At 49.4% G+C, this 16,231-nt stretch carries 16 protein-coding genes; 7 read left to right on the plus strand and 9 right to left on the minus strand.

The genetic code is table 11. The features are described from left to right. Together AC6R1A_RS09820 and syd are read right to left on the minus strand one after the other, a co-directional pair. On the minus strand, nt 1–144 hold a 144-nt coding region (locus AC6R1A_RS09820), incomplete at its 3' end, for a DUF8589 domain-containing protein (RefSeq protein ID WP_500646177.1). Beyond that, on the minus strand, nt 131–694 hold the full coding sequence (syd, locus tag AC6R1A_RS09825) for a SecY-interacting protein (protein WP_500630642.1): 564 nt from the start codon (nt 692–694) through the stop codon (nt 131–133). The genes syd and AC6R1A_RS09820, both read right to left, overlap by 14 nt. An 82-nt stretch (nt 695–776) precedes the next feature. Between syd and queF the strand changes: the two genes are divergently transcribed. From queF to xni, 5 genes are all read left to right on the plus strand, one after another. Beyond that, a complete protein-coding gene (gene queF / locus AC6R1A_RS09830; RefSeq protein WP_500625980.1) occupies nt 777–1,622 on the plus strand; it encodes an NADPH-dependent 7-cyano-7-deazaguanine reductase QueF in 846 nt (281 codons plus the stop codon). Between the two features lie 42 nt (nt 1,623–1,664). Then, the gene (locus AC6R1A_RS09835) at nt 1,665–3,935 is read left to right on the plus strand and encodes a tetratricopeptide repeat protein (RefSeq protein ID WP_500633865.1); all 2,271 of its coding nucleotides are present in this window, start codon (nt 1,665–1,667) and stop codon (nt 3,933–3,935) included. Between the two features lie 111 nt (nt 3,936–4,046). After that, complete coding sequence (locus AC6R1A_RS09840; RefSeq protein ID WP_334555224.1) at nt 4,047–5,612, plus strand: diguanylate cyclase; 1,566 nt, start codon at nt 4,047–4,049, stop codon at nt 5,610–5,612. Between the two features lie 171 nt (nt 5,613–5,783). After that, entirely contained in the window at nt 5,784–7,145 is a 1,362-nt protein-coding gene (ppnN, locus tag AC6R1A_RS09845; RefSeq protein ID WP_334555223.1) for a nucleotide 5'-monophosphate nucleosidase PpnN, read from the plus strand. Nucleotides 7,146–7,215: 70 nt separating this feature from the next. Continuing rightward, nucleotides 7,216–7,995, plus strand: a complete 780-nt coding sequence (gene xni / locus AC6R1A_RS09850) for a flap endonuclease Xni (protein WP_500633866.1) — start codon at nt 7,216–7,218, stop codon at nt 7,993–7,995. Nucleotides 7,996–8,044: 49 nt separating this feature from the next. Here the strand turns inward: xni and rlmM are convergent, their stop codons facing one another. The 7 genes from rlmM to pomA all read right to left on the minus strand — a co-directional run bounded on the left by rlmM (nt 8,045) and on the right by pomA (nt 14,848). Then, nucleotides 8,045–9,136, minus strand: coding sequence for a 23S rRNA (cytidine(2498)-2'-O)-methyltransferase RlmM (gene rlmM, locus AC6R1A_RS09855; RefSeq protein ID WP_500633867.1), 1,092 nt, complete (start codon nt 9,134–9,136; stop codon nt 8,045–8,047). After that, nucleotides 9,133–9,531 (minus strand): DUF423 domain-containing protein, encoded by a 399-nt coding sequence (locus AC6R1A_RS09860; RefSeq protein WP_500633868.1) that lies wholly within the window; start codon nt 9,529–9,531, stop codon nt 9,133–9,135. Before AC6R1A_RS09860 ends, rlmM begins: the two co-directional genes overlap by 4 nt. Then, on the minus strand, nt 9,521–10,144 hold the full coding sequence (locus AC6R1A_RS09865) for an alpha/beta fold hydrolase (protein ID WP_500630648.1): 624 nt from the start codon (nt 10,142–10,144) through the stop codon (nt 9,521–9,523). Before AC6R1A_RS09865 ends, AC6R1A_RS09860 begins: the two co-directional genes overlap by 11 nt. Continuing rightward, nucleotides 10,137–11,045, minus strand: a complete 909-nt coding sequence (locus AC6R1A_RS09870) for a transcriptional regulator GcvA (RefSeq protein WP_334555218.1) — start codon at nt 11,043–11,045, stop codon at nt 10,137–10,139. Before AC6R1A_RS09870 ends, AC6R1A_RS09865 begins: the two co-directional genes overlap by 8 nt. A gap of 411 nt (nt 11,046–11,456) precedes the next feature. Next, nucleotides 11,457–12,905 (minus strand): tRNA uracil 4-sulfurtransferase ThiI, encoded by a 1,449-nt coding sequence (gene thiI / locus AC6R1A_RS09875; RefSeq protein WP_334555217.1) that lies wholly within the window; start codon nt 12,903–12,905, stop codon nt 11,457–11,459. A gap of 221 nt (nt 12,906–13,126) precedes the next feature. Further along, entirely contained in the window at nt 13,127–14,074 is a 948-nt protein-coding gene (locus tag AC6R1A_RS09880) for a flagellar motor protein MotB (RefSeq protein ID WP_500625972.1), read from the minus strand. Between the two features lie 9 nt (nt 14,075–14,083). Beyond that, the gene (pomA, locus tag AC6R1A_RS09885) at nt 14,084–14,848 is read right to left on the minus strand and encodes a flagellar motor protein PomA (RefSeq protein ID WP_334555215.1); all 765 of its coding nucleotides are present in this window, start codon (nt 14,846–14,848) and stop codon (nt 14,084–14,086) included. A gap of 216 nt (nt 14,849–15,064) precedes the next feature. Here pomA and xseB point away from each other — a divergent pair, with 216 nt between their 5' ends. Both xseB and ispA read left to right on the plus strand, forming a co-directional pair. Continuing rightward, on the plus strand, nt 15,065–15,307 hold the full coding sequence (xseB, locus tag AC6R1A_RS09890) for an exodeoxyribonuclease VII small subunit (protein WP_500625971.1): 243 nt from the start codon (nt 15,065–15,067) through the stop codon (nt 15,305–15,307). 20 nt (nt 15,308–15,327) lie between these two features. Next, entirely contained in the window at nt 15,328–16,212 is an 885-nt protein-coding gene (gene ispA, locus AC6R1A_RS09895; RefSeq protein WP_500633869.1) for a (2E,6E)-farnesyl diphosphate synthase, read from the plus strand. The last annotated feature ends 19 nt before the right edge of the window (nt 16,213–16,231 follow it).

A 16,231-nucleotide genomic window follows, 5' to 3' on the forward strand; every position in this document is an offset into this window, starting at 1 on the left:
GCCATCGCCCATCACGATAGGGAACTCTCTGCCGAGCACCTGACCGTTGTAACGTAGCGCATCCATCAGACCGTTAATGGCTTTGTCGACCGCACTGATGGTGGTGTTATCAAAACACTCAAACTGTAACTCAACTACGTACATCGCTTGATACCACCGGCTCTAACTGGGAAAGAAATTCATCAATACTTGGTGCGAGGACGTCTCGCTTTGCCGTGCCGAGGCGCTCAAGAATCACGTTCCCCGTCAAATTGCAGATCGAGACCACATCGAGCTCCGCCTCTGTTGCTCCGATAAACACCGTAGGTTTGAGTTTTAAACGACGCTGGGTAACCAAATGCCCCAGAATGTTCTCTTGCAGGCGCTCAAAGTCGTCATCACTCCACACTTGCAAGAGCGTCAAGTCATTGCCTTGCCAGGTCACGTCCATATCGGCGCTGTATTGAATACCGTAAAAGATTTTGATGTCATCGTGAAGGGTCAGCTCAATCGCTTGTTCAACGTTGGAAAAATCCGCTTGACGCTCTCTCGGCTGAGCTTGCCACCAGACTGTGTCCTCATCCTTGTGTACAACACAGGGTGAGACCAAGTCCGCCAACTCTGCGCTTTTCGGCAAATGACCTTGACGGTCAAGGTAGGCTTGGCGGTAGCGGTCACTCAACGAGAGTAACGCCTCAGCTGCGATATCTTGCATTCAAATCTCCAACATCAATGTTCGCTTTTAGGGGCGGGATTGCGTAAAATTCTCGCCATTCTAATGGAAAATGAACAAAAGTATGAGCAAATATTCTGATGCCAAAGAGCTGGCTGGCCTAACCCTTGGACAAAAAACCGACTACGCCAACCAGTACGACCCAAGCTTGCTTCAACCGGTCCCGCGCAGCCTCAACCGCGACGATCTTCAGCTGGGTGACACCTTGCCATTTATGGGCTGCGATCTTTGGACTTTGTATGAGCTCTCATGGCTAAACAGTAAAGGGCTGCCTCAAGTTGCGATTGGTGACGTCGCCATCCCTGCCACTAGCGCCAACTTGATTGAGTCGAAGTCGTTCAAGCTCTACCTTAACAGTCTTAACCAATCCCGCTTCGACAGTTGGGATGAAGTCGAACGCACGTTGACCCGCGATCTTTCGGCCTGCGCAGGTGAAACCGTATCCGTCACCCTGCACAGCGTTGAGGACTATACCGACAGCGTGATTGTGACCATGAATGGCGAGTGTATCGATCACCAAGACATCGAAATCACCCACTACGACTTTGATGCGAGCCTGCTGGAAAATGCCACGCTCGCGGAGGACGTGGAAGAGAGCCTCCACAGCCATCTATTGAAATCGAACTGTTTGATCACCAATCAACCTGACTGGGGCAGCGTCGAGATTCAATATCAGGGCAAGCAAATCGATCGCGAAGCACTGCTGCGTTACCTTGTCTCTTTCCGTGAGCACAATGAGTTTCACGAGCAGTGTGTGGAACGAATCTTTACCGACATCATGACCTACTGCCAACCAGAGAAGCTCACGGTCTATGCCCGTTACACGCGCCGTGGTGGTCTTGATATCAACCCATATCGCTCGAATCAATACCCAGAACCGTTGCACAACCAACGCATGGCGCGCCAATAACATTCGCTCCACTTAATTTGGTCAACAAGGATAGCTACCACCATGATTTCACTTCGCTGGCGCTCGATTGTCTTTGCGTTTGTTTTGCTGATTTCTCGCCCGTTATGGGCCAACACGATCTACTCATCCGCCGTGTTGAACGAGGCCAGCGGCGTGGTGGATGTCGTGCCAGCGCAAGCCCGTCAGTTGGTGCAAAATTTCTTAGAGCAGCGTGATTTAATTGGTCAGACGGAGCAAAGCCCGAACGCTTTATCCCGTGATGATTCTGAGAGCCGCACTCGCTCACCAGGTAGCACCATTGACGCTCTGCGAATTCTGTCAAAAGCCGAATACAATCTGCACAACCCAAGAAACGCGCTCCTGCACCTTGAGCAAGCGGAAGAATTAGCGGCAAAATACCAACTCCCCTATCTGCTGCTTGACGTGCGTATTGATGAAATTCAACTGCGTTGGCAAATCAGCGCTGATGGCGCCGCTGCCCGTGAAGGGCTCGAGTTGGTCGAGCAAGAAATCAGTCAAATCGCCAATCCACAGCAATTTGCTCGCGGATTGCAATACCGCACAGCCATGTTGCGCGCCGCGATAGCGTCACAGGAAGGGAAATTGGATCTCGCCAATCAACTCTACCTGCAAAGTAAAGAGTATGTGGACAACTCCAATTCGGACCGTACGTTTATCCGCTTTCACACCACCTATGGCCAGCACTTACTCGCGCATAAACAGTACAACCAAGCGCTCTCCGAGCTTCTTGCCAGTTATTGGAAAGCGATTGAAGTGGACTCAGGGCAACAATTGGCAGAGGTCAACCAAGTGCTGGGACAACTCTTTTTTGAGCGCCGAGTGCTGGATAAAGCGGCGGACCACCTCTCCCAAGCAGCGGATTTTTATGACAACTTTGACTCATCACCTCGATTAGCCCCCTTGCTCAAACGTATGGGCGATATCTACTACCAGCAAGGGAAATACAACTTGGCGTTGGTGCACTACTTCAACGCCATGGACCATGAAAAGATGCGCACCAATATCGAAAGTGTCATCGACATTCGTCTCTCGCTCGCGACCACTTATCTAAATTTGGTCAACTACCCACTGGCAGAGCAATATTTAGAGCGCGCGCAAGATCTGTTGCAGTACACAGATACCCCACGTCTAAAGGCACACGCTCTGTTGCTTGAAGCCGGTTTGGCACGTCATCAAAAGCTCGCAAAAGTGGTGTTGGATCGCGCCTTCAAAGCGCTCTCTATCGGTGAATCGCTCAATGACATCACCATTCGTAAACACGCGTTCCAACTGCTCTACTACGGCTATGAACTGAGTGGGGAATACAAAGAAGCGTTAGAGTTTATGAAACAATTTAACTCCCTATCCATTATTGAGCAGCAGCAACTCGACATCATAAGCGAAGACGCGTTTCGCCAACAAAAAGAGTTCGTCGAGCAATCGCTTCATCTAGCGGGCCAAAAAGAAGAGCTGATTGAAACCCACGCCGAGTACCTCAAATTTCAGAAAATCACAGTGACGCTGTTTGTGGTGTGCGCGCTGCTCTTTATCTTCTTAATACGTCGAGGGCATGTCATCAATGTTCAACGTGAGGAGTTGGATCTGCTCAACGAGCTGATCTACACCCATTCACGTTCTGGCTTGAAAAACCTACGCATGTTGAACGCGAAACTACCGGCGTCATTGGAAGAGAGCAGCCACAAATTTGAGAAATGGCATGTTGGCGAGCTGATTCATGAACCACTCAATGACCGCCTGCGCTTCGTCATGATTGACGTCCCCTTCCTGCGTAACATGTATTTGCAACACGGCTACGCAGAGGGGTTAAAACTGGAAAAAGCCTTTGGTGACTATCTGCACAGCCGAATTGAATCTCCGGCGCGTATGTATCACTTTTCCGATGCCAACCTCCTCTACATTGAGCCAGCCAGCGAAGAGAACCGAGATCCTGAACGACTGTTTGAACGCATTCAGCAGTGGATCTGTGAGTTTGAGCCTCAACGCTCGCTTAACCGCATCGTACGAATTGGTATGGCGGATTACCCCTTCCTACCAAGGGCTTATACGGCCGTGAATGATAAAGAGTTGATTGATGTGTTGTTGATGTCCACCAGCACGGCGCGTACCTTAAGTATGAAAGAACACAGTAGTCAGTGGGTTTACCTCAAGGCGATTGAGAATGCTCCGGCAGCGAGCCTTGCAACTGGTAACATACGTAAAGCGTGTAAACATTCCATTAATCAAGGGTTAATAAAGGTCCATTCATCGTTCAAGAATGAGGACAGTATCAAAAAACTATTAAAAGATGAGTAAAACCTGGGCAAACGACGTCGGTATGTCGTGACGGGCGGATTTATTTTGATATTATCGTTAAATTCGTTATTAAGGTTAGGCTTTTCCTATCCGTCTTAAGTTTAGATTTTCATGGGCGTTCTTGAGCAAGATCTTCAGTCACAGCTGTACAATCTGAAATCTCAATTGGAACAAGTCCGATTGAATCACAGAGATACCTCGTTCAAGTTTCAACGAGAACAAAAGGTATTGAAGCGAATCGTCGCGTCCCTAAGTAGCGCCTATACTTATGAGAACCCTAGGCTTCAAGATGGCTTGATAGAACTGCGTCGAGCCTTAGAACAGCAGCAAGATGTCACTACCATGATACCGAAGCTCGCCGTTCTTGAACGCCTGCTTAAACAGCAGAGCATAGCGATGGACAAACAGAGCGACAATTTAGACTCGAAAATCAAAGCAAGCGGTGAGACCCTGCTACGCTTGACAGGTTTGCCTGCCAAGATTAAGCGTGATCTACGCGATTTACTCAGTTATTCCAACGGCATTGAGCGGCCAAAAGCAGAACAAGCTTTGACTCTACTTGGCCTCTACGAACGCTCCATCAAAATCATTACTTCCAACCCTGACACTTCCATCAATCAAATCGCCAACAGCTCGGATCGCGAACTGCTTTTGCGCCTTTCGGATGAGCTGCAACACCTCATCACTGAATTGGATTTTGAAGGTGAGTCAGGGGATCTCTTAGCGGATATCCGTGCCAAACTGCTGATTGGCGTCTCTTCACATGTATTGCTTGAGCTCACCTTACAAACGCTCAAGCTGGTCATCGAAGGCACCAAGTATGAGCGCAAGACCTCTGAGCAGTTTTTAGAGCAAGTGAACGCTTCTCTCGCGACGACACTCAAAAGTAGCGCGCAAAATACGCAGCAGTCGGAAAGCTACTTTGAGCAGCGCAAAGAGATGAACATCGAGCTCTCCGAGTTACTGGGCAGTACTCAATCTAAGGTCAACAACGCGCAGTCGCTCGATGATCTCAAGCAAGATCTCAATCCACTGTTGAGTCAGCTCAATGCATTGACCGAACGGTTACACTTAGCGGAGCAGCGTGAGCAAGCCCTCATCGAGCGGATGGAATATGGCAATAATCAGTTGGAAGCGCTGTTCGAAGTGACGCAAGATTACCGTCGTCGACTTGAAGATCAAGCGCAGCGCATGTTGCTTGACCCGCTGACCAAGGTCTACAACCGCACCGCCTTTAACGATCGTTTAGAGCTTGAATATCGCCGCTGGATTCGCGCGCAACATAATCTTCGCGTGGTGATGTTTGATATTGATGGTTTTAAGGTCATCAATGACAGCTTTGGGTATTCTGCGGGCGACAAAGCACTCAAGATCATTGCACGCACCATTAAGAGCCAGTTGAATAGCACAGACACTGTCGCCCGTTTCTCAGGCGAAGAGTTCATCATTTTACTGCCTGAATCCGATGACAACGCCAGCTTTAAGCTCATCCAAACTGTTCAGTCTCAGGTCTCGAAGCTGCCATTCAAATTCCGCGACCAAAACCTCTCTATCACCTTGTCGGCGGCCAGCACCTCCTTCAAAGAGTCCGATACACCAGAAGAAGTACTCGAACGCCTAAACCTTTCACTGAAAGAAGCGAAATCCGTCGGAAAAAGCCAACTGGTTTGGAAATAACCCACCCCCTCATTTCTCAGCTTGATATAAACATATCAAATACTTAGCCTTTATTATCTGTTAAAGCATGCTAAGCTAGTAGTAACTCAGTTATTCACTCCCTCTCCATTTTCCACTGAGCACTAACAATAATAAATCACCGCATGAAACAATTCTGGTTAAGGAGACTTCATGATCACACATATCAGCCCAGCCGGTAGTATGGACTTACTGTCTCAACTTGAAGTTGAGCGCCTTAAAAAAACGGCCTCGAGTGATCTCTACCAACTGTATCGCAACTGCACACTGGCGGTGCTTAACTCCGGCAGCCACACGGACAACTCAAAAGAGCTACTCGACAAATACAAATCCTTTGATGTCAATGTATTACGCCGTGAGAGAGGCATCAAACTCGAACTCATTAATGCTCCAGAGCACGCCTTTGTTGACGGGGAAATCATCAAAGGTATTCAGGAGCATCTCTTCTCTGTGCTGCGCGACATTGTCTATGTCAACATGCACTTAGCGGACAATCAACGTCTAAACCTGACCAATGCCAGCCACATTACCAACTTGGTGTTTGGCATTTTGCGTAACGCCGGAGCCCTAATCCCCGGGCTTGAGCCTAACTTAGTCGTCTGTTGGGGCGGCCACTCTATCAATGCGACGGAGTACCAGTACACGCGCGAAGTGGGTAACGAGCTTGGTCTGCGTGAAATGAACATCTGTACCGGCTGTGGTCCTGGTGCGATGGAAGGCCCCATGAAGGGGGCTGCGATCGGTCATGCCAAACAGCGCTACTACGAGCAGCGTTATCTTGGCCTCACTGAGCCATCGATCATTGCTGCTGAGCCGCCAAACCCGATCGTCAATGAACTGGTCATCATGCCGGACATTGAAAAGCGCCTCGAAGCCTTTGTGCGTATGGCGCACGGCATTGTGATTTTCCCCGGCGGCGCGGGCACAGCGGAAGAGCTGCTTTACGTGTTAGGCATTATGATGCACCCAGAAAACGCCGATCAGCCGCTGCCCATCGTACTGACTGGGCCAAAAGAGAGTGAAGAGTACTTCCGCTCCATTGACCAGTTTATCGGTGCCACGCTAGGTAAAGCTGCACAACAACACTACGAAATCGTGATTGATGATCCCGCGCGTGTGGCGCAAATCATGAAACATGGAATGAGTGAAGTGCGTGCTCATCGTAAAGAAACCGGCGATGCATACAGCTACAACTGGTCACTTAAAATTGAGCCTGAGTTCCAACTGCCCTTTGAACCGACCCACGACAACATGGCGAGTTTGGATTTGCACCTCAATCAACGACCTGAAAACCTCGCCGCTTCTCTGCGTCAAGCATTCTCGGGCATTGTGGCGGGTAATGTTAAGGCAGAAGGTATCCGTGAGATTGAACGCCACGGCCCGTTCGAACTCGATGGCGATAGTGAGCTGATGAAAAAGATGGACAGACTATTAAAAGACTTTGTCAGCCAAGACCGGATGAAACTGCCCGGAGGCAGTGCCTACGAACCGTGCTATCGGATTAAGACCGCCTAGCAATCTATCACTCAATCATTACAATAAGGGCCTTAGAGCCCTTATTTTATGCCGTTTTGGTAACGCTGTTATGTCTATACACCTTGTGATCATCGATGCCCTCAATTTGATTCGCCGAGTCCACTCAGCGCAGCCCGATGCGTCAGACATCGCACGTACCGCTCAAACCACCTCGCGCACTTTAAGTCGCATCATCAACGAAAGCCAACCCACCCACATTATTGCGGTGTTTGATCATCACCTGCAAGAGCGAGGCTGGCGCGCCGAACGGTTGCCTGAGTACAAACAAAACCGCAAACCGATGCCCGAACCACTGCAAGAGGGCCTAGAGAGCATTCAAGAAGCATGGTGGCAATTGGGGGTGGATTCGCTGTTATCTGAAGGGGATGAAGCGGACGATCTGGTCGCTACACTGGCGATGAAGGTCGCGAGTCACGGCGAAAAAGTGACCATCATTTCCACCGATAAAGGCTATTGCCAATTGCTCTCTCCCACCTTGCAAATTCGCGACTATTTTCAGCATCGTTGGTTGGACGCGCCATTTATCGAACAAGAATTTGGTGTCAAACCCGAGCAACTGGCCGACTACTGGGGATTGGCTGGCATTAGCTCAAGCCAAGTGACTGGGGTTCCGGGCATTGGCCCGAAAGCCGCCAAAGAGATCCTGACCCAATTTGCCAACATCGATGAGGCCTACGCCAGCGAGAGTTTAGCGCCCAAATATCGTAAAAAATTGGACGAGCATATTGAGCAAGCCAAACTGTGCCGCCAAGTTGCCGCGCTGAAAACCGATATCGAGCTTGGATTCAACTTACAAGATTTGCGCTATTCACCGCCCGAAAAAGGATAAAAAACAGCCCTGACAATGCAGGGCTGTAACTTGACCTTAATCGGTTAGCTTAGTGCGGCGAGATGTTCGATAAACACTGGACGTGTACGGTGATCTCTTCTCGATCATGATACAAGTGCTTCGCTTGCAGCTTGAATTTGACCTTGTTTTCAATCAAGAAAATCTTCAAGTTTTCAATATCTTCCAACACTTCATCGTAGCGCCCTTTCATCGGCAGCTTTAAATTGAAGATCGCCTCTTTCGCCCAGCCACTGATGATCCATTCACCCATCAATTGCGCCACGCGTGACGGTTTTTCAATCATGTCACACACGAGCCAAGTGACGTTTTTACGCGCGGGTTCGAACTTAAAACCATCTTCTTGATGGTGTTTCACCTGCCCTGTTTCCATCAAGCTGTCCGCCATCATGCCGTTATCAACCGCATGGACAAACATCGAACGCTTGACCAGTTGATAGGTCCAACCGCCCGGACACGCACCTAAGTCCACACCCCACATGCCAGAGGCAAGACGCTCGTCCCACTCTTCTTTTGGGATAAAGACATGGAACGCTTCTTCAAGCTTCAACGTCGAACGACTAGGCGCATCAGCAGGGAACTTAAGACGCGGGATGCCCATAAAGAATTGGGAGTTGTTGCTAGGTAACGAGTAGCCAACAAAACAGTGCCCCGGCGCTACAAAGCAGAGGTGCAATACTGGTTTTTTCGGGCTCTCTCTATCGAAAAGAATGCCTTTGCCGCGCATCGCTTGGCGCATCGGTACGGTAAATTTTCGGCAGAACTTGAGTAGCTCTTTGGCCTCATTGGTGTCTGGCGTCTCAATTCGGATATCGCCGCAACGAGGAAAATCTTCGACCTCAGCCAGAGATTGCAAAATCGGCGTGATACGATCTTCACGAGGCAGCTCGTCAATTTCTACCGCCACCGCAAACATCTGACGGGCAAAAATGAGCGACTTAAAGTCGAGCTCTTTGACCAACTTCTCGGCATCGCCCTCTTGATAGCATTCAAACAGCACGTATCCCGAATTCTTTTTCAGGCGAGGGAAACCATACACTTCCAACTGGGTGGCGCGATCTTGAATTTCTCCGGCACACTCTTTCTCAAACCCAGAACGGCAATAGAGCATTAACTGTTTCACTGATTCACCTCGTTACTTTGCAGTGCGGCGACAACAAACAGCGCCCAACCAATCAAAAACATCACTCCACCGAACGGAGTGATCGGGCCAAACCATTTGATGCCCGTGATCGCCAGTGCGTATAAGCTGCCGCTAAAACAAAAGATGCCGATGATAAAGCAAATTGCCGCACGTGCGAAATTTTTTTCTCCGGCGGAAAATGACGTCAACCGAAGGAAAAGCGCACAGAGGATGATCGCGACAGCGTGGAGGAATTGATAATGGACGCCGGTTTGAAACACCTCCAGCAGATAAGGCGGCAGCATGGCTTTTAAACCATGGGCAGCAAAAGCGCCTAATGCGACACCAAGACCGGCAAACATGCCACCCAAGGCAAGTAAGTAGTTACTTTTCACTGTAGACTCCTTGAATAAACTCGGCCAACTTCTCGACCGCTAAGGCGATATTGCTTTGCTCAGTATGCCCAGAGCGTTTGCGAGGTTTAAAGCTATGATCGCCATCTGGAATGAACACAAGCTCGGTACATGACGACAAAGAGAAATTCACGCACTCATCTTTTGAGCCGAACGCATCACGCTCACCTTGCAAAATCAAGGTGGGTTTGTGGATAGTGCTTAGGTGGTCGCCCTTAAAGTTCTCTGGCTTGCCCGGCGGATGAAAAGGAAACCCCAAACATGCCACCGCGCGCACCTTATCGTCATCAGCCAATAAACTCGCCATGCGTCCTCCCATCGACTTACCGCCGATCACCACAGGGGAAGCGGCATGTTGCTCAAGTACCTGTTGATAGGCTTCCAGTAACTTGGGCGCTCTGTCTGGCGGGCGGCGCTTGCCATCTTGTTCGCACTTTTCCATATAGGGAAAATTAAAACGAATCACTTGAATACCGTGACTCGCGAGCCCCTTGGCGACGGCATCCATGAACGCATGATCCATTCCCGCCCCCGCGCCATGAGCAAAAATAAACACAGGATCATGGCTATCGCCGTCAATACGTCGATTATTCATCCAGCAATACCTCTTGTTCTTTGTGCGCCTTGGCCAGCATCCAATCACGGAAAGTGGCAATACGCCCCATATCCGCCTGCTTCTCATGGCAGACCACATAAAAGGCGTTCTTGGAGACCAATACCTCATCGAATGGGGCAATTAAGCGTCCTGCCTCCAACTCTGGTTGGGCAAGAACGTTGTTACCCAAGGCGACCCCTTGGCCGTGAGCAGCCGCCTGCAGCACCATGGTTGAGTGGCTAAAGATGGGGCCGTGGTTGACATTGACGCCTTCAATGTCATGCTCTTTCGCAAACTGCTTCCAATCTTTGCGCGAGGTATCGTGAAGTAGAGTATGCTGCTTGAGGTCACTTAATGTTTCTAATGGTTTGTTACCTAAAAGTAACGACGGGGAACAAAGTGGGATTAAAAATTCTTGGTAAAGTTTGTCTGCTCGAAGCCCGGGCCAATTACCGCGCCCGTAGTAAATGGCCACATCGACATCATCGGTCAGAGACCCCTCATCCATATCAACGGCTTTAATACGCACGTCGATATCTGGCTCTTGCTGGTTAAAGTCCGCCAGTCTTGGAACAAGCCATTGGATCGCAAAGCTCGGCGGTAAGCTGATGGTTAGGGCACCTTTCTCACTTCTTTCCAGAACTTTATCTGTCGCTTCGGCCAGTGAAGAGAAGATATCTTTGATATCAAGGAAATAACTTTGACCTTCCTCGGTGAGCAGTAACGAGCGATTTCGGCGACGAAACAGTTTCAAGCCGAGAAACTCTTCCAGCGCTTTAATCTGGTGGCTCACTGCCGCTTGAGTCACAAACAACTCTTCGGCAGCACGGGTAAAGCTCAAATGACGTGCGGCGGCCTCGAACACTTTTAATGAGTTCAAAGGGGGCAATCTTCTGGACATTAGGGTCGCCTCTATATGGATTAGTTTTTTTAATCTGAAACATTATAAATTGTCCATTGCCTGACGACTAGAGAAATTCTATATTTCTCACCGCACCAAGAGCCTGAACGGCTTGATATTTCGGTATCAATTGGCTTCTTGTTGCGATGTTGTGTTTGCAAACTCGAATTTCGAGTTCGGTAGTATTCTACCCGCTTTGATAACTATCAAAGCGCATACTTCCTGTATTTATTTTGACCTGTCTGTCAAATTTTTTAGCACCGCCTTATGGCGGTGTTTTTTTATGCCCTGTATTCGTGTTCTTCAGACAATAACGGCTTAACGCTTCCTTATCTGCTCATTTACCCAGTCAAACAAAAACGCGCAGCGTGAGACAACTCAGGCTGCGCGTTTATAGGGTTTAAAAAACCACTATGGGCGATAGACTTTGACGTTACTAAAGCCTTGCTCTTGCAGGTAGAGCGCTTGTAAGCGACTCATCACCCCACGCTCACAGTAAAGCAGATACGTGTGCGACTGATCGAGATCGCCAAATTGCGTGGCTAGCTTGTAGAACGGGATGTGCTTAACCTCAACACCCTCTATTTCTAATGGCTTATCGTCTTCCTCTTCTGGACTACGAATATCCAAAACCACTGCGTGATCTTCCACCGCTTGAACTTGCTCAACTTCAGGCGCCGCTTGCTCTGTCTCTTTCGCAATATCTCGGATATCCATTTGACGCGCTTCGCGCACCACTTGCTCAAGAATATCAAAGTTGAAGTTGGCCTCTTCCGCTTCTAGCTTGCCTTTCACCGCTTTGACGGTTGGCTTTTTAGAGATCACCCCACAATATTCTGGCATGGTCTTAGCGAAATCTTCGGTGCCGATGTTACGCGCTAGGTTGATGATGTCTTCTTTGTCCCAGTTGATCAGCGGACGAAGAATCAAGGTATCGGTCACGCCGTCAATATGACGCAGGTTGGTTAAGGTTTGGCTTGATACTTGGCCAAGCGCCTCACCTGTGACCAAGGCCTGAATACCAAACTTCTCAGCGATCATACCGGCTGCGCGCATAAACATACGCTTTAGCACCACGCCCATTTGACCATCGTCGACCTTTTCCAAGATCTCTGCGACCACAGGTTCAAAATCGACCGAAATAAAGCGCACTTTGGCCGACGAGCCGTATTTGTTCCACAAGTAATAAGAGACTTGTTTAACGCCGATTTCATGCGCCGGACCGCCCAAGTTAAAGAAGCAGTAATGCACTTTTGAGCCACGCTTGATGTGCAGGTAGCTAGAAACACCGGAATCAAAACCACCTGAAATCAGGCTCAGCACATCTTCTTGCGTCCCTAATGGGAAGCCGCCCAAGCCTTTGTGGCGTGCGATCACTTGGTTAAGTTTGTCGCCTGCGACTTCAACCTTGACTGTCACATCTGGGTTTTGCAGCTTAACGCTGGCACTTTCCACCGCTTGGTTAAGGCCACCACCGACATAGCGTTCCAGTTCGATAGAGGTGAAATCATGCTTGCCACGACGCTTTGCGCGCACCACGAACGTCTTACCTTCAATGTTGGGGCGATTAAGTTCTAGCACTTGCTCGTAGATGTCGTGCAAGTCTTTAAACTCTGACTGCTTAACCTCTAAGACATGATGAATGCCCGGCGTGTGCGTCAACACTTCGATGGTTTCGTTGTAGTACTTATCAGACTCGGAGGTCACTTCGATGTGATCACGACGGTTAAATACCGCTACAGACTCCGTTCGGCTTTTGATAATGTTGCGAATATTACACTCTAGAATCTTGGTGAAGCGCTTGCGCACCGATTCACTTTTTACGAAGATTTCTGGATGGGGCTTAACGATAAATTTCATAGTTCACTTCACAAGTTCTGTTTCGCACATAAATAGAGGTTAGCCTTAACGCGTTGCGCTGGCTAAGGGCGCAGGATTATACACGAATGAGTGCGCATAAAAAAGACGAGCCATCGCTCGCCTTTTGACCATTCTCGATGACGCTAAGTTTCCGCCTCTCGAATCGCGCTTTTATCCCAACTGTTTTTGCCCTGACTACTTTTGCTTACTTTTGCTTTAGCTTAGTTGTCCAGTACAGGCACTTCATCGCTGAGCAGGGCTTCCCCTTGCAAGATGCTGATTTCAACTCGGCGATTGCGTGAGCGCTGCGCTTCGGTGTCATTAGGTCCGAGCGGCTGAGTATCCGCCATACCACGCACTTCTAAACGGCTATGGTCAAACCCTCTCACACGTTCCATTTCCTGTGCTACTGATACCGCACGCTGAGCGGACAGATCCCAGTTCGAGCGGTAGAGCTCCGAATCCAACCTTTGGTTGTCCGTATGGCCAGAGACGCGCACCACACCAGGAATGTCTTTAACAAGATCCGCTATCTGGCGCACTAAAGGACGGAACTTAGGCTGCAAGAAGGCAGAACCTTCAGGGAAGGCACCTTTTTCACGAATTCGGATATCGATTTGTTGGCCAAGATTTTCTACCTCAATCGCCCCTTGCTCAATTTCACGTTCTAGCGCTTTCTTGATACTTTCCATCAAGGTTTCAAGCTCTTGCGACTTCTCTGCCGATTGCTGTTGTTCGTTGTCTGATTCAGAGTTCTGGTTGTCTTGCGTTGACGTGTCGGGTGATTTACCGCCAGTCAGCTTGCCTTTGTCACGTTGGGTTCCCCCGGCGCGATCGGACTCGCCTTCATGAAACTCCAGCGTTTGCTGAGTGATGTCGATGGTTTGCTGCATGATGACGTCAATCGGCGTTGGTTCAGGTCGACCTGGTCTGAACTCTTGAGCAATGATGCTGGTCCCCTTCGGGATGTCTTTCACTTCCAAGCGGTTCTGTACACCAAACGCAAACTTCATTGATCCCGCGATCTGTTTGAACTTCAGTACGTCCATTTCAGAGAATGACAACAGCAGTACGAAGAAACACATGAGCAGCGACATCAAGTCGGCAAACGTCCCCATCCACAAGGGCAAACCAGGTGGCGGACATTTGCAATCGTTCTCATCGTCCATCTTTATTCCTTACTCGTTATCGACGTCAAGGGCACGCTTACCTTCATTGAGGTAATTTTTCAGATAGCTGTCGATAACACGAGGGTTTTGACCGTCTTGAATAGCCAGTACGCCATCCATGATCAAGCGACGGTTTAACTTCTCTTGCTCTCGGCGTAGGGAGAGTTTGTCGGCAATTGGGAAGAACACCATGTTAGACAAGATCGCACCGTACAGCGTTGTCAACAACGCCACCGCCATAGCAGGACCGATCGCTTTAGGATCGTCCATGTTCGACAGCATCGCCACCAGACCGACCAAGGTACCAATCATGCCCATCGCCGGCGCTACGTCACCAAAGGCGCGAAATACGCTGGTACCAAATTCATGTCGTTCGTCCGTCAAGGAGATGTCTTTTTGTAACGCGGCGCGCACGACATCGGCGTCATGACCGTCAACCAATAAGTCGATGCCCTTTTGCATGAAACTGTTGGTGATTTCCATCTCTTCGAGTGCAAGGAAGCCACCTTTACGAGCAGCGTCAGCCATTTCGACCACTTTAGCGATGAGATCTTCTGGCTCGTCCACCTTGAACATGAAGGCTTTGCCAGCAATCTTCGCCGCGCCAAAGAATTGCCCCATGGTAAACTTCATCAGTACAACAAAGGTCGAACCGCCGACCACGATCAATATCGATGTAACATCGATAAACATCATGATGCTTCCGCCAAGTATCATTGCCATGATGACGAAGGCAAATCCGCCAAGCAATCCCAAAAGCGTTGCTAAATCCACAAAGCACTCCTCATGCTAACTCCAAGCTTCTACCAAATTATATCGGCAACATGTTCAGATCTTTAGTTTTTTATAAGTTGCGCGTCACAACATCCATCTTTGCTTGACCAGAGCCACCGCGCAAGCTCGATTTTTCTGACAAATTTACTCGGTTAAATTTGACCATCATTGGCGGCTAAGGTAACTTTCGTCCATCTTTACAAATGTAGAAAAGTTATGGCGAGCAAGAAACCCGAAAATATGACATTCGAGGCAACAATTGAAGAACTGGATACAATTGTTGCAAATTTAGAGAATGGCGATTTGTCGCTCGACGACGCATTAAAGAAATTCGAACGCGGAATCACTCTTGCTCGTGCTGGTCAAGCTAAATTGAGCGATGCAGAACAACGTGTCAGCCTGCTACTTCGTAATGACGATGACGCGCCGCTCGTTGATTTTGATGCCCAGCCTGAATAACGGTTTTAGAAGATTCTCCTATGATTGAGGCCTTAACCTCTCTTCAACAGCGCAACAACGCTCAGCTGCAAGCTTGGCTCGATAGCTACCCACACCAGCATCTTCCGCTACTGGAGGCCATGCGCTATGGCTTACTGCTCGGCGGAAAACGCGCGCGACCTTTTTTAGTGTACATCACCGGCCAGATGCTCGGATGTGAGTTGGAATCATTGGACACGCCCGCAGCGGCGGTGGAATGTATCCACGCTTATTCCTTGATTCATGACGACCTACCCGCGATGGATGACGATGAGCTTCGCCGTGGCCAACCGACTTGCCACATTAAGTTCGACGAAGCGACCGCTGTGCTCACGGGTGATGCATTGCAAACGCTCGCCTTTACCATTTTAGCGCAAGGCCCATTACACCCTGAGGCCGAAAGTCTACGTATAAAGATGGTACAGGAGTTGGCGAATGCCTCGGGCGCCAATGGCATGTGTTTAGGCCAAGCGTTGGATTTAGCAGCGGAAAACCGCGCTGTGTCTCTTGAGGAGCTCGAAACCATCCATCGGAATAAGACGGGGGCACTGATGAAGTCTGCAATTCGTCTTGGCGCCCTCGCCGCCGGTGAACGAGGGGTCGAGGTACTGCCACATCTTGATCGTTACGCCGATGCCATTGGGCTGGCGTTTCAAGTCCAAGATGACATTTTGGACATCATCAGTGACACGCAAACGCTCGGCAAACCGCAAGGCTCAGACCAAGCGCTCAACAAAAGTACCTATCCCGCTTTGCTAGGATTAGAGGGAGCTATCAACAAAGCTCACACTCTGTTTAATGAGGCGCTTCAAGCATTGGAAGTGATCCCCTACAATACAGAATTACTGGAAGAGTTCGCCCGATATGTCATCGAGCGCAAGAACTAACACTATAAGCGCGCATAAC

The sequence above is a fragment of the Vibrio sp. R10-SG3-ISO3 genome (genome assembly GCF_059834225.1).